We start from the raw sequence: 18,119 nt of genomic DNA on the forward strand, positions 1-18,119 counted from the left end.
GCTCAGTCCTCCATCACGCCCTTGCGGCCCATCAGGCCACGAGGTCGCGTGAGCAGAATGATGATGGCGACGACGTAGATGATGATCTGGTCGATGCCGGGAATGATGGCCTTGATCTCGTTCATCGAGGCGAAGCTTTCGAGGATGCCCAGCAGGAAACCCGCCAGGACGGCGCCCGCGAGGCTCCCCATGCCGCCGACCACGACCACCACGAAGCTGAGGACCAGGAAGTCCATGCCCATGTGGTAGTTTGGCGAGTTGATCGGCGTGTACATGACGCCCGCGAGCCCCGCGACGGCCGCCGCGACCCCGAACATCAGCGTGAACCGCTTGTCGATGTCGATGCCCAGCAGGCCCACCGTCTCGCGGTCGGCCATGCCGGCACGGACCACCATGCCGAAGGTCGTGAACTGCAAGAAGGCGAAGACGCCGCCGATCAGGATCAGCGAGAAGACGAAATAGACCATCCGCCAGTAGGGATAGATGATGGCATTGCTGTCGAAGCCGAGCAGAACACCGAAATCGAAGCTGCCGCGGAACATCTCGGGCGCGGGCGTCGGGATCGGGTTGGCGCCGTAGAAATACTTGATGATCTCCTGCAGCACGATCGCCAGGCCGAAGGTCACGAGGATCTGGTCGGCATGGGGGCGCTTGTAGAAGTGCTTGATCAGGCCGCGCTCCATGATGAAGCCGATCGCGATCATCACGGGAATGGCGAAGATGATGGCCAGCGGCACAGACCAGTCGATGATCGTCGCGCCAAGTTCGGGGCCGAACCAGCTCTCGACGTAAGGCGTCTCGACCTTGGCGGGATTGCCGAGGAAGTCGGTCTTGGTCTCGTCGATCGTGACCGAGCTGAGGGTCAGGATCTTCTGCAGCGTCACCGCGCAGAAGGCACCCAGCATGAACAGCGCGCCGTGGGCGAAATTGACCACCCCCAGCGTGCCGAAGATCAGGGTGAGACCGAGCGCGATCAACGCGTATGCCGATCCCTTGTCGAGGCCGTTCAGAACTTGAAGAAGGATCGCGTCCATATTCTCCACCTGTCGGAAATGTCACAAGCGCCCGCAGCCGGGACCCCGGAGGGTCGGCTGCGGGACGGGCTGCGGCGGCCTTTGTCGGGCCGCCGCTCTTGCGCGTGGGTTGGGTCGGGGCTCAGGCGCCCGGGTTGCACTCGCCGAGCGAGCCGCCGGCGAACATCTCGTGATCGGCGGGGTAGGTGACCTGCTCGGCCGGGGTGACCTCGACGATCTCGACGAGGTCGAACTCGTTCTCGGGGTTCTCCTTGCCGCGCACCACGACGACGTCCTTGAAGCACTGGTGATCGTCGGCGCGGTAGAGGGTCGGACCGTTGCCGAGACCGTCGAACTCGAAGCCCTCGAGCGCCTCGACGACGGCACAGGGGTTGAAGCTCCCGGCGCGGGTGACGGCATCGGCGTAGAGCAGGGTCTGCGCGTAGCATGTATGCGCGGCCTGGCTCGGCGGGAAACCGTATTTCGTGCCGAAGCTCTGCACGAAGGCATTGGTGCCCGTGTAGCGGTCGCCCATCTGGTTCTCGAGCTTCCAGTCCCAGTTCTGCGAGCCGGGGATGCCGGCGATGTTCTGGCCGGCGCCGCGGGCCATCAGCTCGGAATAGAGCGGCACGACGATCTCGAACTGCTTGCCGTTGGCCTGCTTGGAACGCAGCCCGAACTGAACCGCGTTGGTCAGCGAGTTGACCATGTTCCCGCCGTAATGGTTCAGCACGAGCACGTCGGCGCCCGAGTTGAGGACCGGCGCGATATAGGAGGAGAAGTCGGTCGCGGCGAGCGGGGTGCGCACCTTCTCGACCGTGTTCCAGCCCAGCGCCTCGGTGGCGGCGGCGATCGATTCCTCCTGGGTCCAGCCCCAGGTGTAGTCGGCCGTCAGGTGATAGGCGTTGCGGTCCGCGCCATAGAGCTTCTCGAGCACCGGGGCGAGGGCGGCGGCCGACATGTAGGCGTTGAAGAAGTGGCGGAAGCCGTTGGCCTTCTTGTCCTTGCCGGTGGTGTCGTTGGAATGGGTGAGGCCGGCCATGAAGATGACGCCGGCTTCCTGGCACAGGCCCTGCACGGCGACGGCGACGCCCGAGGACGAGCCGCCCGAGATCATGATCGCGCCGTCCTTCTCGATCATCGATTTGGCGGAGGCGCGCGCGGCGTCCGATTTCGTCTGCGTGTCGCCGGTGACGAAATCGACCTTCTTGCCGAGGATGCCGTTGCCCTCGAGTGCCTTCGAGGAGAAGGTGTTCAGCATGCCGCCGTCACCCTCGCCGTTCAGGTGCTCGACCGCCAGGCGGAAAGCGCGCAGCTCGTCGGCGCCTTCGTCGGCATAGGGGCCCGATTGCGGCACGTTGAACCCGAGGGTGACGGTGTCGCCCTGCGGCGCGTTGGTGAACCCGGTATGCTTCTCGGCCCAGACAGCCCCGGTGAACACCGTCGGCAGGGCAAGCCCCGCACCGGCGCCGGCGCTGGTCTTGAGCAGACCACGGCGTGTGAAATTCGACTTCGTCATGTAATTCCTCCCGTTGCGTACACGGCGCATCGCGTCCTCCCCGACGCCCGCCAGCCCTTTACAGGACTGCGGTGAGAATGCGGCATCACCGAAAATTTCTCAACAAGTCGCTCAGGCGTCGATGTTTTTTTGTAAAGGAAGTGACAAGCACTGTACGATTATTGTAAATCTCTTTACGCGCAGGTGCAGAAAGTGACTGAAGGTAAAGGGTTTTGGCATGGCTCGTTCCATTCCCGTCGGCGCAAGGCTGCGCGCGCGGCGTCTCGATCTGGAGATGACGCAGGCCGAGTTGGCGCGCCGGCTCGAGATCTCGCCCTCGTATCTCAACCTGATCGAGCATGACCGGCGCCGCATCGGGGGCAAGTTGCTTGCCAGGGCGGCGGATGCCTTGGGAACGGATGTGGCGAGCCTGAGCCGCGGCGCGGCGCAGGGTCTCGTCGAGGCGTTGCGACTGGCAGCGGGGATGCAGCGCGGCGACGGCAGGGAGGGCGAGCCGGCCAGTGCCGGAGACCACGAGCGGGCAGGACCGGCCGGCGCGCGTGCGCTGGGGGGCGCCGAGCTGGAGGCGGCGGAGGATTTCGCCTCCCGCTATCCCGGCTGGGCCGGCCTCGTCGCGGCGCAGGACAGGCGCATCGCGGCGCTCGAGCGCACGGCCGAACTGCTGAGCGACCGGCTCACGCACGATCCTTATCTGTCAGCGGCAATCCACGATGTGCTGAGCGCGGTGACGGCGATCCGCTCCACCGCCGCCATTCTCGCCGACGAGCCCGACATCTCGACCGAGTGGCGCACCCGCTTCCACCGCAACCTGCATGATGACAGCCGCCGCCTCGCAGAGGGCAGCCAGGGCCTTGTCGATTATCTCGAGGGCGAGGGAGAGGCGGAGAATGCCGGCGCCGCGCCGCAGCAGGAGCTCGAGGACTGGCTGTCGGGCCGCGACTATCACATCGAGGAGCTCGAACCGGGTGCCGGCCCGATCGAAGAGGACAGGCTCGCCGCGCGCATCGGGGCGCTCGCCTCGGCCCGCGAGGGTTTCGTGACCGGCGCCGGCCGCGCGCTGGGCGCCAGGTGGATGCACCGCTACGCCGCCGATGCCTCCGCGCTGCCGCTCGCGCCCCTGCGCGCCTCCCTGCAGGCGCATGGGGGTGATCCGGGGCGGATCGCGCAATCGCTCGCCGCGCCCCTTCCGCTCGTGCTGCGCCGCCTTGCCTGTCTTCCCGAAGGGCTGGCCGGGCGCCCGGCGGGCCTCGTGATCTGTGACGGCACGGGCGCGATGATCCTGCGCAGGCCGGTCGCCGGTTTCTCGGTTCCGCGCTTCGGCGCCGCCTGTCCGCTCTGGCCGCTCTACCAGGTCCTGCTCGAGCCGTCGGGCGCGATGCTGCGCGTCATCGAGCAGGCGGGCCGGATGCCGCAGCGTTTCACCGCCTATGCCGCCTCCCAGGTCAGGCGCACGGAGGGTTTCGGTGGCCCCCTCGTGGCCGAGGCGGTGATGCTCGTCCTTCCCGCCGAGCGCGGCGGGAAGGACGAGGGCGCGGCGGATGCGCCCGGCGCGATCCGCGCGGGGACGAACTGCCGGATTTGCCCGCGCGAGGATTGCGCGGCACGGCGCGAGGCATCGATCCTGGGCACGGGCGGGCCGGCCGCCTGAAGGCGCCGGGCGCGGGCGGTGACGCAACTCCTCCATGCGAGCGGTGTTTTTGACACTCCACGGGGCAGCGGTCATAGTCCCTTGCGGGGAGGCCTTCATGGCCGAGAAGGGGAGGAAAGTCCTGCATGGGCAAGCACGTGCTGCTGATCGAGGACGAGCCGAACATCATCGAGGCCATCCGCTTCATCCTGGCGCGCGACGGATGGCTCGTTCACACGCATTCGAACGGCGCGAGTGCGCTGGATGCGCTGCAGCGGCATCGCCCGGACGTGGTGATCCTCGACGTGATGCTGCCCGACCGTTCGGGATACGACATCCTCGCCGATCTGCGGGGCGGGCGCGGCCCGGCCGCGGGGCTCGAGGGGCTGCCGGTGCTGATGCTCACCGCCCGCGGACAGAGCAAGGAGCGCGAGACGGCGCTGCGCCTCGGCGCCGATGTCTTCATGACGAAGCCCTTCTCGAATGCCGAGATGCGCGACGCGGTGCGCCTGCTCTACGAGCGGCGGGCCGACGCGGCGCGATGAGCGGGCCGCGATCCGAGCCGCCCTTCCTCGAGCGGCAGACCTATCGCAGGCGCAGGTTGATGGATGCCGCCCGGTTGCTGCCGATCGTCGGGGCGATCTTTTTCGCGCTGCCGCTCCTGTGGGCCGGCGGGACGGCGCAGAGCGGCGCGGCGTCGACCGCGCAGGGCGGGCTCTATGTCTTCATCATCTGGGGCGGCCTGATCCTCTGCGCCGTGCTGATGGCGCGCCCGCTCGCGCGCTCGGACGCGCCCGGACGCGGCGGCGGCGCAAGCGGGGCCGGCGGCATTCGAGGCAGATCGGCGGGGGGAGAGGCGGGCGAGCACGGCACGGGCACGGCCGGCATGGTGGATGCGGGGCCGGCACGGGCCGCCGCAGGGGGCGAGACCGCGAAGCCTTCATGAGCCTGTCCTTCAATCTCCTTCTCACGGTCTGTCTCGCCTATGCGGCGCTGCTCTTCCTCGTCGCCTTCGTGGCCGAGAAGCGGGCGGCGGCCGGCCGCGCGGGCTGGCTGCGCTCGCCGCTCGTCTACACCTTGTCGCTGTCGATCTACTGCACCGCCTGGACCTTTTACGGGGCGGTCGGCTACGCGGCGCGCTCGGGGCTGGAATTCGTCACCATCTATCTCGGCCCGACGCTTGTGATGGTCGGCTGGTGGGCGGTGCTGCGCAAGATGGTGCGCATCGGACGCACGCAGCGCATCACCTCCATCGCCGACCTCATCTCCTCGCGATACGGCAAGTCGGCCTTCCTCGGCGGGCTCGTCACGCTGCTCGCGGTGCTGGGCACCACGCCCTATATCGCGCTGCAGCTGCAATCGGTGACGCTGTCATTCGCGGTCTTCGCCGCGCAGGGGGACCAGGCGTTCGCATCGGGGCTTCCCGCGGCGCTGCCGGCGGACAATCTCGACGCCACCGCGCTCTGGGTCGCGGCGGGGCTCGCCCTTTTCGCGGGAATATTCGGCACCCGCAATCTCGACGTGAACGAGCGTCATCACGGCGTGGTTACGGCGATCGCACTCGAGGCGGTGGTCAAGCTCGTGGCGCTCCTGGCGGTGGGGATATTCGTGGTCTGGGGGATCGCCGGCGGGCCGGGCGCGATCTTCGCGCAGATCGAGGCCTCCGACATCGCCGGCTGGCAACTCGTGCCGGGGCGCTGGATCGGGCTCACCTTCCTGTCCGCCGCGGCTTTCCTGACCCTGCCGCGCATGTTCCAGGTGCTGGTGGTGGAAAATTCGGACGAGCGCCACCTCGCCACGGCCTCCTGGGCCTTCCCGCTCTATCTCTTCGCGATGAGCCTTTTCGTCGTGCCGATCGCGGTTGTCGGGCTCGGGATGCTGCCCGCGGGGGCCAATTCGGACCTTTTCGTGCTGACGGTGCCGCTCGCGGCGGATCAGGACATGCTGGCGCTGCTCTCCTTCCTTGGCGGGTTCTCCTCGGCCACTTCCATGGTGATCGTGGCCGCGATCGCGCTGAGCACGATGGTCTCGAACCACGTGGTGATGCCGATCTGGTTGCGCATGGTGCGCGGCGGGGCGACATTCTCGGGCGATGTGCGCCATGTCGTCCTTGTCTCACGGCGCCTGTCGATCGCCGGGGTGCTGGCGCTGGGCTATCTCTATTTCCGCCTGTCCGGCGGGGGCGAGGCGCTGGCCGCGATCGGGCTCATCTCCTTCGTCGGCGTGGCGCAGGTCCTGCCGGCGCTCCTGGGCGGCATCTTCTGGCGCGGGGCGACGCGCGGCGGGGCGGCGGGGGGGCTGCTGGCGGGGTTCATCATCTGGTGCTGGACGCTGTTCCTGCCCAGCTTCGGGCCCGGCGCGGCGATCAGTGCGTCCGCCATCGCGCAGGGGCCCTTCGGCATCGGCTGGCTGCGTCCCGGCGCGCTCTTCGGGATCGAGGGGATGGACCCGCTCATCCATGCGCTGCTCTGGTCGATGCTGCTCAACACCGCGGGTCTGCTGATCGGCTCGCTCGTGAGCTTTCCCTCGCCCGTCGAGCGCCTTCAGGGGGCCGAGTTCGTCAACATCTTCCGCTACCCCGCCGGGGCGCGCGGCTGGACGCCCGGCACGGTCCAGAGCGAGGATCTCCTCGTCATGGCGCAGCGCATTCTCGGGGCGACCGAGGCGCAGGCCCTGTTCCAGAACGCGGCCGCGGTGCAGGGAAAAAGCGGCTACCTGCCGGAGCCGAGCCCGGATTTCCTCGAGCGCCTGGAGCGTGAACTGGCGGGGTCGGTGGGCGCGGCCACGGCCCACGCGATGCTGGGACAGCTTGCCGGCGGCACGGCGGTTTCGGTCGAGGAGCTGATGCGGGTCGCCGACGAGACGGCGCAGATCATGGAATATTCGGCCCAGCTCGAGGCCAAGTCCTCCGAGCTGGAACGCACCGCGCTGCAGTTGCGCGAGGCCAACGAGAAGCTCACCGCCCTGTCGATCCAGAAGGATGCTTTCCTCAGCCAGATCAGTCACGAGCTGCGCACGCCGATGACCTCGATCCGGGCTTTTTCGGAGATCCTGCGCGAGCCCAACGTGCAGGGCGACGAGAGGATGCGCTTCTCGGGGGTGATCCACGACGAAGCCCAGCGGTTGACGCGGCTGCTCGACGACCTGCTCGACCTGAGCGTGCTCGAGAATGGCCAGGTCACCTTGAACCGGCAGCGCGTGATGCTCGACGACGTGCTTGATGCCGCGCTTGCCGCCACCCGGCCGCGCGGCGACGGGATCACGGTGATCCGCCAGGGCGCGGCGGGCCGGCGTTTCGTGACGACGGACCCGGACCGCCTGGCGCAGGTATTCATCAACCTGATCGCGAATGCCGGGAAATACTGCAAGGCCGAGCGGCCCGAGCTGCGCATCCAGACCGGCACCGAGACCGACGGCGCCGGCGGGGCCATGCTCTGCGTCGATTTCATCGACAACGGATCGGGGATCCCGCCGGGCAGCCAGTCCATGATTTTCGAGAAGTTCACCCGCCTCGGCGACACCCATGCGGCGGGAAGCGCGGGGCTCGGTCTTGCGATCTGCCGCGAAATCATGGAGCGGCTCGGCGGGACCATCGCCTACCTGCCGGGGCAGGGCGGCGGGGCGTTCCGCGTCAGGCTGCCTGCCGGCTGAGCGCCGGGGCCCGCTGGACCGGATGCCAGACGGATGGCGGGACGCGGGGCCGGGCCCGCGTCCGCGTGCGGCGTCAGCGGTCCTTCGATTCCAGGTAGGGACGCAGCCCCTCGATGTCGTAACCGGCCTCGGCCGCGGCCTGCACCAGCTCGCCCGAGGGGCGCGTGCCGGCGCGTGCCAGGGCCCAGACCACGGTCGAGCGGTTCCCCGATCGGCAATAGGCGAAGACCGGGCCGCGCGCCTTCTCGAGCATGTCGCGCTGCGCGTCGATGTTGTCCTCGCTCAACGCGCCGCCGATCACCGGGTTGACGTGAAAGGTCAAACCGGCCGCCTCCGCCGCGCCGCGCAGCGTTTCGGCCTGTTCCTCCGGTCCGACTTCGGTATCGGGACGGTTGCAGATGACATCGGTGAACCCGGCCTCGGCGAGGGCGGCGAAATCCTCGCGCGCGACCTGGCCGGCGACGGCGTAATCGGGGGTGATCTGACGAATATCCATGCCACCCGAGATAGCGCCCCTTGGCCTCGCGATCCAGTGCCGCGTCTCGTGTTTCATCCGATCATGGGCGGGCATATGCCAACCCGCACGGCACGGCGCAGGGGTGGAATGCAAGACCTGTTCGCGGGGCACGAGAAAACATTATTGAAATGCGATAAAATGGTCAAAATCGCGGCCGACTCGTGCTAAGGTTGTCGAGCGGGACCCAGATGCCCCCGTTCCCCCAATATGGAGACTGCCCGATGAGCTATCGTGCCGAAACCGCCCCGCAGGATGATATCGACCGCCTGGTTGACAGTATCGCGCGTGACCCTTCGCGGGCCGAGGCGGTGAAGCTTGCCCTGAGGGCCTGTCTGCCGTCCCCTCCCGGCCGCCCTGTCCGCGTCAGCCCGCCGGTGCGCGACATCGACGCCGAGCTTGAGGAGATGTGGGACAACGTGCCCGTCTGACCTTTTGCGGCCCTAGTGATCGGCGGCGCCCCGGCCTTGTCGCGGCGCCGCCCGCCGCTGCGTCCATGCGCGGCCGGTGCCTCAGAGCGCGCCCTGGATATCCTCGACCAGTTCCGCGAATCCCGGCCGGGCACGGCGCTCGTGCAGTGGCAGGGTGACGGCGGTATCGCGCACGATGCTGGCCGGCTGACCGGCGAGCACGACGACGCGTTGGCTCATCAGGGCGGCCTCGGCGATGTCATGCGTGACGAAGAGGATCGCGGCGCCGGACGCCTCCCAGATGCGCAGCAGCTCGTCCTGCAGCGCGCCGCGCGTCAGCGCGTCGACCGCGGAGAAGGGCTCGTCCATCAACAGGACGTCGGGCCGCACGGCAAGGGCGCGCGCGATTCCCGCGCGTTGAACCTGCCCGCCCGAAAGCTGGTGCGGGTAGCGGTCGGCCAGGTGATCGAGCCGTGTCAGGCTCAGGACCTCGTCGATGCGCGCGCGCCGCTCGGCGGCCGGGAGCGACAGGCCCTCAAGACCGTATTCGACATTCGCCGCGAGGCTGCGCCATGGCAGCAGGCGGCCATCCTGGAAGACGATCGCGCGGCGGCGCTGCCCGGCGCGCTCCGGGCTGCTGAGCGCGACCGTGCCCGATTCGGGGTCGAGCAGCCCGGCAATGGCGCGCAGAAGCGTCGACTTGCCCACCCCGGAGCCCCCGACGAGCGCCACGAACGCGCCGCGCTCGATCTCGATCGAGAAATCCCGCAGCGTCGGCGTCTCCGCGCCCGGAAAGCGCAGCGTCAGGTTCTTGGCCGTCAGGACGGGCGCCATGACAGGATCCTTTCCTCGAAGAAGGAGAACACGGCATCCGAGAGCGTGTAGACGAGCGAGATGGCGAGCATGTAGACGACGACGGCCTCGTAGGCCCCGACGCCGGCGGCCGCGTTCATCTCCTGGCCCATGCCGGGGACGCCCAGCAGTTCCGCCGCGATCAGGGTCATCCAGGCCTGCCCGACCCCGGTGCGCAGTCCCGACAGGATGCCCGGCGAGGCCGCCGGCAGGGTCACCGAGCGGTTCAGCTTGAAATAGCCGCCATGTCCGAAGGCGCGTGCCAGCTCGTAGAAGCGCGGATCGACATTGCGCACGGCGGCATAGGTGGCGAAGTAATTCACCCAGAAGACACCGATCGAGATCACGAAGGCCGCGCCCGCATGCGAGACCTTGAACCAGGCGATCGCGAAGACGACCCAGGCCAGCGGCGGGATCGGCCGCAGGATTCGCGCCAGCCAGGCATGCGCCGCGTCCAGGCGCGGCATCGTCGCCGCGGCGAGGCCGACGGCGACCCCGAGGACCGAGCCCAGCGCGAGGCCCCAGACGTAATGCACCATCGAGGAGCCGACGGCGGGCAGCAGGCGCCCGGACGCGATCTCGTCCCAGGCGGCCGCCGGCACCGCGAAGGGATCGGGCATCGTGCCGGGATTGACCCAGCCGAAAGTGCCCGCCGCCTTCCACAGCAGGACGAAGGCCACGAGGCCCGCCGCACCTGCGAGGGCGCGGCGGGGACCGGACGAGAGCGCGGTGCTCATTTGCTCGAGGCGCGGTCGTAGACGTCGAGATCGAAGAGCGCGTCCAGATCGACGGGCTGCGCCAGGGTGCCGAGCTCCGCCTGGAAGTCATGCATGACCTGCGTGCCCTCGATGATCCGGTTGGGATCGGCGACGAACTGTTCGGCCGAGCGGGTGATCGCGGCTTCGATCACCGCCTCGGGAAGGCGTCCGCCGCCGACATACTTGCCGACCATCGGGGCGGTTCCGGCAGGATCGGAGGAGAGCTGCTCGGTGGCCGCGATGTGCGCGGCCACGAGCGCATCGACCGCCTCGGGGTTGTCGGCGAGCAGCGCCTCGCGCACCGCCAGAACCGCGCCGGGCTGATTGGGAAAGAGCTCGGAGCCGGCGGCCACGACCTGTGCGCCCTCGACACGGTCAAGGGTCGTCGAGACGATCGGCTCGAGGATGGCGGCCCCGTCGACGGCGCCGGTCAGAAGCGCCTGCTGCACCTGCGAGGCACCCTGGTAGATCGTCTCGATGGCATCGGGGGAGATGCCAAGCTCGCGCCTGATCCAGTATTGCAGCACCGTCTGGGGCACGGAGCCGACCGGGAAGGTGGCGATGACGGGCTTGCGCCCCTCGCGAGCCTCGAAGGCGGCGAAGGCCTCGGCGGGCTCCTTGTCGGCGAAATCGCCCGCCAGCGCGGGCAGGGCGACGATCGAGATCTGTTCGACGACGTTCGAGGCCACGACCTTGATGTCGGCGCCGCGGCCGCGGGCCACCATCGCCGGACCGATGCCCAGATAGGCGACGTCGAGCTGACCGGCGAGCAGCGCCTGCACCATTGCAGGTCCGTTCTGGAACTCGACGAGATCGGCCGTGATGCCGGCCTCCTCGATCGCGCCGGTCTCGAGGCCGACGAAAAGCTGCGAGACGGGAAGGATCGGCATGTAGCCGATTTCCATCTCGGTCTGCTGTGCGGCGGCGGGCGGGGCGATCGCGGTCCAGGCGGCCGCGACGATCAGGGCGGGAAATGCGGTCTTCATGGCAGGGCCTTTCGCTAGGGTTGGCCGGATGTAGACCATTCGCCCGGCGCGGGGGAGAGGCCGGGCCAAGAAAAAGATCGCGTGTTTCGCGGGGCGGGTGCGGCCGGGGCAATCCGTTCCGCCGCGCCGCGCCTCGCGCGACCGGCGTTCCGCGCCGATGGACCGGGGTCGGGGCCCGGCGGGGGACGGGTGGTGCGCGGCGGGTGCAAGTGCGAATAGCGCAGCGGCCGAAGACGTGGCGGGCGCTGTTTCCCATTTGCGCCACTGCCCTCGCGGCACGGGGAGGCGCGACGGCCCCCATTGCCTTGCCCGCCATGGCGCAGCTAGGTTCGGCCATGATGAGACGCCATGCCCTTCGCGGCGGCGCCGCCGAAGGTGCCGCCGATCCTCAATCCCGCCCGTTTCGGGAGCCGTTTCGCGGCGCCCGGGGACCGCGGATCCGTATCGCGCGGCCCCGCGCCGGCGCGCGCCGTGCCGTGCATGGATGCGCCCTGGCATGACACTGCCCGAATATCGGATCACCGAATCGGGGACGGCCCTGATCACCTTCGGCCGACCATCGGGCAACGCGCTGAGCGGAGCGCTCGTTTTCGGCATCGCCGCGCAGATCGCGCGCGCGATCGACGACACTTCCGCGAAGGCGATCGTTCTGACGGGGGCGGGGGCGAACTTCTCGGCCGGTGTCGATCTGGGCGCGATGCAGGACGAGGCGGCCATGGCCGCGCTCGGAACGCTCGGCGATGCCATCGAGAACAGCCCCAAACCGGTCGTCGCGGCCTTGCGCGGGATGGTCGCGGGCCCGGCCTTCGAGCTTGCGCTCGCCGCGGCGGGGCGCGTGGCCGAGCCCGAGGCCTCGATGAGCATGCCGCATATCGCCTTCGGTATGATCCCCGGCGCGGGCGGCACGCAGCGTTTGCCGCGCCTTGTCGGCGCGCAGGCCGCGCTCGACATGATCCTTGGAGGGCGGCCGCGCCGCGCACGGCTTGCGCCCGAAGGGCTTGTCGATCTCCTGTCGGAGGACCCGGTCGAGGCGGCCGAGCGCCTCGCGCTCCAGATCGTGCAGGCGGATGATGATGACACGCCGACGGGCCGCCGCCGTCACGCCGAACTCGACGATCCCGCGGGGTTCGTGAGGGCGGTCAACGCGGCGCGCGCGCGCCCCGCCCATCTGCCGGCGCAGCGCCATGTGATCGATTGCATCGAGGCGGTGCTGCTGCTTCCCGAAGGGGCGGGGTTCGCGATGGAACGCGCCTATTGGCGTGATTGCCGCGACAGCGATGGCAGCCGGGCGCTGCGCCGTCTCGCGCGGGCCGAAGCCGCCGCCGGGCGTGTGCCGGAGGTCGCGGGCGGCCCGCCGCCGCGCCTTCCGCGCAAGGTGGGAGTCGTCGGCGGCACGGCGCGCTGCGCCGAGCTGGCCATCGCCTGCCTGGATGCCGGGATCGAGACGATCCTCGTGGGTGTGGATACCAGCGGGCTCATCGAAGTGGGGGATGCGATCATGGCCCGCTACGACGGGGCTGTCGCGGCGGGACGGATGTCGCCGGCGACGCGTGACGAGCGGCTGTCCCTGCTGACCCCTTCCGAGGAGTTCGAGGCGCTGGGGGAGGCCGACCTGGTGATCGAGGAGGCGGCCAACGACCGCATGCTGCGGCGCGAGGTGATCGCGGCGATCGCGCTCTTCGTCCCGCAGCAGACGCTGATCGCGACGGGCTCCGATCTTTTCGGCCCGGACGAGCTTGCCGAGGTCACCGAGCGGCCCGCGCGCACTCTGGTCTTCAGGATGCACGGGCGGGGCATGCGTCTCGTCGAGCTTGCGGCGGGGGCGGATGTGCCGGGGGCGGTGAAGGCTTCGGCGTCGCTGCTCGTGCGGCGCCTGGGCAGGCTTCCGCTCTGGTGCGGGCCGGCGCCGGGATTGTTGGTCGCGCGGCTGCGCGAGGCGGAGCTGGTCGCGCTTGAGGCGATGCTGCTCCGCGGCACCCCGCCAGAGCGCATCGACGCGGCGCTACAGGCCTTTGGCCGCCGGCAGGGGCCGTGCCGCGCGCTCGATGCCGAAGGGCTGGCGGCGCGCCTGTCGGAGCGTCTCGACCGGCCGCAGGACCGCGAGCGCGCGGCCGGCTCGCTTCTTGCCGAACTGGTCGAGGCGGGACGGACGGGCGGCAGCGCCGGCGGCTTCTATCCGCCCGAGGGGGCGGCGCCGGTGCCGCTCGAGGATGGGACGATGCCCGCGCCGGGCGCCTCCGATCCCGCAGCGCTGGCGGTGATCGACGCTCATCGGCGCGCGCGCGGGATCGCCCGCGATCCGCTGTCGCAGGCCGGAATACGCGCCTTCTGGAACGCGGCGCTCGCCAATGCGGGCGCGCACCTGATCGAGAGCGGCGCCGCTGCCGGGCCAGGCGCGGTCGATGTCGCGGCGGTGCACGGGCTCGATTATCCCCGCTGGCAGGGCGGCCCGCTTTTCGCGGCCGATCTCGAAGGTCTGCTTCGGGTGCGCAACGTCCTGCGCCAGCAGGGCGGAAGCGATCCGGCCTTCGTGCCCCACCCGCTTTTCGACACGCTCATCGGCAGCGGCCGGACCTTCGCCGATCTTTGAGATGCGCCTCGGTGCGAGGGTGCCGGGGGTCAGGGAGCGAGGAAGATCCCGACCACGACCATCGTCAGCCCGAGCATCGACAGCAGCAGGGCGCCGAGATTGAGCGCGACAAGCCCTTGCAGGCGCTTGCGCATCGCCGCGTCGTCGAGGCCGGAGCGCCGCGCCGCCATGGCGCGCAGGACGCACCAGCCGAGGCCGGCAATGCCGATCAGCGAAATCGCCGCGCCGATCCAGATCAGGGTTTCCATGCGCCGCCCTCCATGCCGCCGGCAAATCGGGGGGTCCGAATGCCGCCGCCGCGACTTATCCGATACAGCCCGGCGGCGCAACGCCGCCGCGTGCCGGGGCCGCGGCGCAACCGTCTTGCGATGCCGCCCGCCGGGCAGTAGGGGAGGGGTCCGCACCCTGACCAGCGCCCGGAAGGCCCCGATATGAGCGATACCTCCGATACCGATTCCAACTACCGCGTCACCGCAGACGAGCTGCGCCAGTTCATCGAGCGCTTCGAGCGGCTCGAGCAGGAGAAGAAGGACATCGCGGAGGCGCAAAAGGAAGTGATGGCCGAGGCCAAGGGGCGCGGCTACGATACCAAGGTCATGCGCAAGGTCATCGCGCTGCGCAAGCGCGACAAGGACGACATCGCCGAAGAAGAAGCCGTGCTCGAGATGTACAAGGAAGCGCTCGGGATGCAGTGACGGCCGGGTCGGGGGCGCGCCGACGCCCCCGCCTCCACGCGGATGATGCACCGGCGCCCGGCCGCCGGGCGTCGCGGGCTTCCGGGGGACATCCCTTTCATGGGCGCGGCGCGGGGTCCGGGTCAGCTGGCCGAGACGAACTTGTTGAAACGGCTGGTGCCGCCATCCTCGGTCTTTTCCTGATAGAGGAAATCCAGATCGCTCTCGTCGAAGATCTCGAAGAACTCCTCCCATTCGATCACCGTCATCCGGTCGTCGGGATCGCGAAAATCGATGCGCAGGATACCGCCCTCCCCGCTGGTCTCGATCTTGGCGGGGCGTCCGTCGCGCTCCTCCGCCCATGCCCGGATCGTCTCGTGGTCGCGGGTGCTCTGCGTCTCGCTCATGGACTGTCTCCTTCGCTGTCCCGATCGCTCTGGAGGGCAACCGGCGCGAGGGCCTGGCGGTTCCGGGCGGGGAGGGCTGCGTGGTGGCGCGACTTTTCGGCACGCGTGACCGGTTGGAAGCGTTCCGGGCGCGTCCGTGCTCTTCCGTGCGCGGAACGAACAGGCTAGGTAGGAGCCTGATGACGTGATACCCACGTCCGTGCCGACGACCGAGGTCACCCATGGGTTTCGATATCGAGGCGGTTTTCGCCGCAGCACCTTCACCCTTCGTCCTGCTCGACGCGCAGCTCGTGATCACGTGGGCGAATGACGAATATTGCCGTGTCGTGCACCGTGCGCGCGAAGAGTTCGTCGGTCGTAACATCTTCGATGTCTTCCCCGCCGAGGAGGGAAGCTTGTCCCACCAGATGCTCAGTGCTTCGTTCCGCCGCGTGCTCGAGAGCGGGTTGAGCGACCATCTGCCGTTGATCCCCTACGCGATTCAGCTCGACGGCAAGATGACGGAGCGGTTCTGGAGTGCGACGCACACGCCCATCCCGGCCGCCGATAACAGCGTGGCCTACATCCTGCAGCATACCTCGGATGTGACCGATATCCATCGTGGCCTCGCCGCGAACGAGGCCAAACAAAATTTCGATCATGCCGAGATGCTGCGCCGCGCCGAGGAAGTCTCACGGCGCAATCTCGAGCTCGACGCCGCAACCGAATTTTTCCAGGCGGTCTTCAACCAGGCGCCCAGCATCATTTCCATCACCACCGGGCCGGATCACCGGATCAGCATGGCGAACGAGGCCTACAGGACGGCCGCCGGGAACCGCTCGCTGATCGGCCTGTCTGTGCGCGAGGCGTTTCCCGATCTGGAAGGGCAGGGCTATTTCGAACTGCTCGACAAGGTCTACGAGACCGGCATTCCGGAGGTCCGCCGGCGCAATCCCATCGATCTGGTGCAGCCCGGCGGCGGCGAGATCGAGCGGCTCTATGTTGATTTCGTCTATCAACCCCTTCTCGACGAGGCCGGCGAGACGATCGGCATCTTTGTCCAGGGCCATGAGGTGACCGAGCAGGTCCTCTCGCAAATGCGGCTTCAAGAGGCCGAGGAGCGGTTCCGCGGCATGGCGCAGACGATGCCCGCCCATGTCTGGACCGCGACGGCCGACGGGGTGATCGATTGGGTCAGCGACCAGATGACCGAGTATGGCGGCCTGGGCGGAGAATCCTATGCCGGTGCCGTGCGCAGCATCATGCATCCCGACGATATCGGCCGCATCACCTCGATCTGGAGCCGCGTGATCGACGATGGGAGCGCCTATGAGGCCGAGTTCCGCCTGCGCCGCAGGGACGGTGTCTATCGGTGGTTCATGGCCCGGGCCACGCCGATCCGCGACGAGACCGGCTCGATCACCCGCTGGATCGGGACGAATATCGACATTGAGGACCGGCAGGTCGCCAAGTCCGCGCTGGCCGATCTCAACGCGACGCTCGAGGCGCGTGTCGAGCAGCGCAACCAAGAGCTCGAGGAGGTGCACGCGACCCTGCGCCAGGGACAGAAGATGGAGGCGATCGGCAATCTTGCCGGCGGCATCGCGCATGATTTCAACAACCTGCTGCAATCGATCACCGGCAGCCTGCAACTGGCAGGTCGCCACATGGCGCAGGAGAGCCCCGAATACCGCCGCATCGCGCTCGCGCTGAGCGCCGTGGACCGGGGCGCGAAGCTTGCCTCACAGCTTCTTTCCTTCGGCAGGCGCCAGCCGCTCGAGCCGCGGGCCGTGCATACCGGCAGCCTGATCGGCGATATTGTCGCGATCTTGAGCAGCGCGGTGGGCGAGGGGGTCGATATCCGGACCACTGTCGCGCCGGACCTGTGGAACATCCATGCCGATCCGACCAATGTCGAGAATGCGCTGCTCAATCTCGCGATGAACGCGCGCGATGCGATGAACGGTCACGGCACGCTGACCATCGACCTGTCGAACGCGGTGATCGAACGCGGCGGATCGGCAGGCGGCGTCGACCTGGCGCCGGGCGAGTATGTCCGCATCGCCGTTACCGACACCGGGACCGGGATGACATCCGACGTGCTCGAGCAGGTCTTCGAGCCCTTCTTCACGACAAAGGCCGCTGGCCGAGGGACCGGTCTCGGCCTCGCGATGGTCTACGGCTTCGTCAAGCAGTCGAATGGGCATGTGACGATCGAGAGCAAGCCCGGCAGCGGCACGACGGTCATCCTCTTCCTGCCGCGCACCTCGGCCGAGACGCATACCCAGTCGCGCAGCCCGGAGGCTCCCGTCGTCGGGGGGAGCGAGACGATCCTGCTGGTCGAGGACGACGAGGCGGTTCGCAGCACGACGGGCGAGCTCCTGACCGAACTGGGTTACGCGGTAACCGAGGCGCAGAATGCCGATGCCGCGATGGCACTCATGGAGCAGGGCCTGCGCATCGATCTTCTGCTGACCGACGCGGTGATGCCCGGCCGGCTCAGCAGCCGTGAGATGGCCGAGGCGGCGCGCCGCCTGATGCCGGAGCTCGCCGTGCTCTTCTCCTCGGGATATGCCTGCGATGTGATCGTGCATGACGGGCGTCTCGACGAGGGGGTGAACCTGCTGCCCAAACCCTATGACCGCGACACGCTGGCGCGCCGTGTGCGCGACGTGATCGAGGAGACGCGGCAGGCGCGGGAGACGCCGCAGGAGACAGGCGCCGCCCCGCAATCGGTCAACGGTCTCAGGATGCTCCTTTGCGAGGATGACGCGCTGATCCGCATGGATCTCGAGGACATGCTCGGCGCGGCCGGCATCGAGGTGCTGTCGGCGGGGAGCGGGAGCGAGGCGGTGAGTATCCTGAAAGGGCGGAGCGTCGATCTGCTGATGACCGATATCGGGCTTCCCGACATGACCGGCATCGATCTTGCGGGCGTCGCGCTGGCGACGAGCCCCGACCTTCCGGTGCTCTTCGCGACGGGGCATCAATCGGTCCCGGAGGCGGCAGGGATGGCGCGCGCGCGCGTGATCACCAAGCCGTTCGACGACCGGATGCTGATCGAGGCGATCGAGCGCCTGCTCGACATTCCGCAGCCGAGCGCCATGAACTGAGACCCCGCGCGCGTCCGGACGGAACG

Annotated in this window: 16 protein-coding genes; 8 read left to right on the plus strand and 8 right to left on the minus strand. The window is 68.8% G+C overall.

Annotation, left to right across the window (positions count from 1 at the left end):
• Positions 1 to 2 precede the first annotated feature (2 nt).
• Both PMES_RS13410 and PMES_RS13415 read right to left on the minus strand, forming a co-directional pair.
• The gene (locus PMES_RS13410) at positions 3 to 1,034 is read right to left on the minus strand and encodes a branched-chain amino acid ABC transporter permease (RefSeq protein WP_159966230.1); all 1,032 of its coding nucleotides are present in this window, start codon (positions 1,032 to 1,034) and stop codon (positions 3 to 5) included.
• A 121-nt stretch (positions 1,035 to 1,155) separates the two neighbouring features.
• Positions 1,156 to 2,532, minus strand: a complete 1,377-nt coding sequence (locus PMES_RS13415) for a substrate-binding protein (RefSeq protein WP_159966231.1) — start codon at positions 2,530 to 2,532, stop codon at positions 1,156 to 1,158.
• Positions 2,533 to 2,749: 217 nt separating this feature from the next.
• Between PMES_RS13415 and PMES_RS13420 the strand changes: the two genes are divergently transcribed.
• The 4 genes from PMES_RS13420 (at position 2,750) to PMES_RS13435 (ending at position 7,810) form a co-directional block, all read left to right on the plus strand.
• Complete coding sequence (locus PMES_RS13420; RefSeq protein WP_159966232.1) at positions 2,750 to 4,180, plus strand: XRE family transcriptional regulator; 1,431 nt, start codon at positions 2,750 to 2,752, stop codon at positions 4,178 to 4,180.
• A 125-nt stretch (positions 4,181 to 4,305) separates the two neighbouring features.
• Positions 4,306 to 4,704, plus strand: a complete 399-nt coding sequence (locus PMES_RS13425) for a response regulator transcription factor (protein ID WP_159966233.1) — start codon at positions 4,306 to 4,308, stop codon at positions 4,702 to 4,704.
• Positions 4,701 to 5,105 (plus strand): hypothetical protein, encoded by a 405-nt coding sequence (locus PMES_RS13430; protein WP_159966234.1) that lies wholly within the window; start codon positions 4,701 to 4,703, stop codon positions 5,103 to 5,105. Before PMES_RS13425 ends, PMES_RS13430 begins: the two co-directional genes overlap by 4 nt.
• Positions 5,102 to 7,810: an ATP-binding protein gene (locus tag PMES_RS13435; RefSeq protein WP_159966235.1), complete on the plus strand. Its 2,709-nt coding sequence runs from the start codon at positions 5,102 to 5,104 to the stop codon at positions 7,808 to 7,810. Before PMES_RS13430 ends, PMES_RS13435 begins: the two co-directional genes overlap by 4 nt.
• Before the next feature lie 73 nt (positions 7,811 to 7,883).
• Here the strand turns inward: PMES_RS13435 and PMES_RS13440 are convergent, their stop codons facing one another.
• Positions 7,884 to 8,306 (minus strand): protein tyrosine phosphatase family protein, encoded by a 423-nt coding sequence (locus PMES_RS13440; RefSeq protein WP_159966236.1) that lies wholly within the window; start codon positions 8,304 to 8,306, stop codon positions 7,884 to 7,886.
• 242 nt (positions 8,307 to 8,548) lie between these two features.
• Between PMES_RS13440 and PMES_RS13445 the strand changes: the two genes are divergently transcribed.
• Positions 8,549 to 8,755 (plus strand): hypothetical protein, encoded by a 207-nt coding sequence (locus PMES_RS13445; RefSeq protein WP_159966237.1) that lies wholly within the window; start codon positions 8,549 to 8,551, stop codon positions 8,753 to 8,755.
• Between the two features lie 81 nt (positions 8,756 to 8,836).
• Here the strand turns inward: PMES_RS13445 and PMES_RS13450 are convergent, their stop codons facing one another.
• The 3 genes from PMES_RS13450 to PMES_RS13460 are packed head-to-tail and all read right to left on the minus strand — an operon-like array spanning position 8,837 to position 11,330.
• Entirely contained in the window at positions 8,837 to 9,568 is a 732-nt protein-coding gene (locus PMES_RS13450) for an ABC transporter ATP-binding protein (protein ID WP_159966238.1), read from the minus strand.
• Positions 9,553 to 10,323, minus strand: coding sequence for an ABC transporter permease (locus PMES_RS13455; protein ID WP_159966239.1), 771 nt, complete (start codon positions 10,321 to 10,323; stop codon positions 9,553 to 9,555). Before PMES_RS13455 ends, PMES_RS13450 begins: the two co-directional genes overlap by 16 nt.
• Positions 10,320 to 11,330, minus strand: a complete 1,011-nt coding sequence (locus tag PMES_RS13460) for an ABC transporter substrate-binding protein (RefSeq protein ID WP_159966240.1) — start codon at positions 11,328 to 11,330, stop codon at positions 10,320 to 10,322. Before PMES_RS13460 ends, PMES_RS13455 begins: the two co-directional genes overlap by 4 nt.
• A 496-nt stretch (positions 11,331 to 11,826) precedes the next feature.
• Here PMES_RS13460 and PMES_RS13465 point away from each other — a divergent pair, with 496 nt between their 5' ends.
• On the plus strand, positions 11,827 to 13,920 hold the full coding sequence (locus tag PMES_RS13465; RefSeq protein WP_159966241.1) for an enoyl-CoA hydratase-related protein: 2,094 nt from the start codon (positions 11,827 to 11,829) through the stop codon (positions 13,918 to 13,920).
• Between the two features lie 29 nt (positions 13,921 to 13,949).
• On the opposite strand, the gene PMES_RS13470 is transcribed toward PMES_RS13465, so the two are convergent.
• On the minus strand, positions 13,950 to 14,168 hold the full coding sequence (locus tag PMES_RS13470; protein WP_159966242.1) for a hypothetical protein: 219 nt from the start codon (positions 14,166 to 14,168) through the stop codon (positions 13,950 to 13,952).
• A gap of 183 nt (positions 14,169 to 14,351) precedes the next feature.
• Between PMES_RS13470 and PMES_RS13475 the strand changes: the two genes are divergently transcribed.
• Positions 14,352 to 14,615, plus strand: a complete 264-nt coding sequence (locus PMES_RS13475; protein ID WP_159966243.1) for a DUF2312 domain-containing protein — start codon at positions 14,352 to 14,354, stop codon at positions 14,613 to 14,615.
• Between the two features lie 122 nt (positions 14,616 to 14,737).
• Here PMES_RS13475 and PMES_RS13480 read toward each other — a convergent pair whose 3' ends face one another.
• A complete protein-coding gene (locus tag PMES_RS13480; protein ID WP_159966244.1) occupies positions 14,738 to 15,001 on the minus strand; it encodes a hypothetical protein in 264 nt (87 codons plus the stop codon).
• Between the two features lie 221 nt (positions 15,002 to 15,222).
• On the opposite strand from PMES_RS13480, the gene PMES_RS13485 reads away from it, so the two are divergent.
• On the plus strand, positions 15,223 to 18,093 hold the full coding sequence (locus PMES_RS13485) for a PAS domain-containing protein (protein WP_159966245.1): 2,871 nt from the start codon (positions 15,223 to 15,225) through the stop codon (positions 18,091 to 18,093).
• Positions 18,094 to 18,119: the final 26 nt, after the last annotated feature.

Origin of the sequence: Profundibacterium mesophilum KAUST100406-0324 (assembly GCF_009835145.1) — a bacterium.
GTDB classification, from domain to species: Bacteria; Pseudomonadota; Alphaproteobacteria; order Rhodobacterales; family Rhodobacteraceae; genus Profundibacterium; species Profundibacterium mesophilum.

Excerpts from the sequence above, each read along its gene's own strand:
- PMES_RS13410 (WP_159966230.1), bottom strand. The coding sequence starts at position 1,034 with ATGGACGCGATCCTTCTTCAAGTTCTGAACGGCCTCGACAAGGGATCG.
- PMES_RS13415 (WP_159966231.1), bottom strand. The coding sequence starts at position 2,532 with ATGACGAAGTCGAATTTCACACGCCGTGGTCTGCTCAAGACCAGCGCC.
- PMES_RS13420 (WP_159966232.1), top strand. The coding sequence starts at position 2,750 with ATGGCTCGTTCCATTCCCGTCGGCGCAAGGCTGCGCGCGCGGCGTCTC.
- PMES_RS13425 (WP_159966233.1), top strand. The coding sequence starts at position 4,306 with ATGGGCAAGCACGTGCTGCTGATCGAGGACGAGCCGAACATCATCGAG.
- PMES_RS13430 (WP_159966234.1), top strand. The coding sequence starts at position 4,701 with ATGAGCGGGCCGCGATCCGAGCCGCCCTTCCTCGAGCGGCAGACCTAT.
- PMES_RS13435 (WP_159966235.1), top strand. The coding sequence starts at position 5,102 with ATGAGCCTGTCCTTCAATCTCCTTCTCACGGTCTGTCTCGCCTATGCG.
- PMES_RS13440 (WP_159966236.1), bottom strand. The coding sequence starts at position 8,306 with ATGGATATTCGTCAGATCACCCCCGATTACGCCGTCGCCGGCCAGGTC.
- PMES_RS13445 (WP_159966237.1), top strand. The coding sequence starts at position 8,549 with ATGAGCTATCGTGCCGAAACCGCCCCGCAGGATGATATCGACCGCCTG.
- PMES_RS13450 (WP_159966238.1), bottom strand. The coding sequence starts at position 9,568 with ATGGCGCCCGTCCTGACGGCCAAGAACCTGACGCTGCGCTTTCCGGGC.
- PMES_RS13455 (WP_159966239.1), bottom strand. The coding sequence starts at position 10,323 with ATGAGCACCGCGCTCTCGTCCGGTCCCCGCCGCGCCCTCGCAGGTGCG.
- PMES_RS13460 (WP_159966240.1), bottom strand. The coding sequence starts at position 11,330 with ATGAAGACCGCATTTCCCGCCCTGATCGTCGCGGCCGCCTGGACCGCG.
- PMES_RS13465 (WP_159966241.1), top strand. The coding sequence starts at position 11,827 with ATGACACTGCCCGAATATCGGATCACCGAATCGGGGACGGCCCTGATC.
- PMES_RS13470 (WP_159966242.1), bottom strand. The coding sequence starts at position 14,168 with ATGGAAACCCTGATCTGGATCGGCGCGGCGATTTCGCTGATCGGCATT.
- PMES_RS13475 (WP_159966243.1), top strand. The coding sequence starts at position 14,352 with ATGAGCGATACCTCCGATACCGATTCCAACTACCGCGTCACCGCAGAC.
- PMES_RS13480 (WP_159966244.1), bottom strand. The coding sequence starts at position 15,001 with ATGAGCGAGACGCAGAGCACCCGCGACCACGAGACGATCCGGGCATGG.
- PMES_RS13485 (WP_159966245.1), top strand. The coding sequence starts at position 15,223 with ATGGGTTTCGATATCGAGGCGGTTTTCGCCGCAGCACCTTCACCCTTC.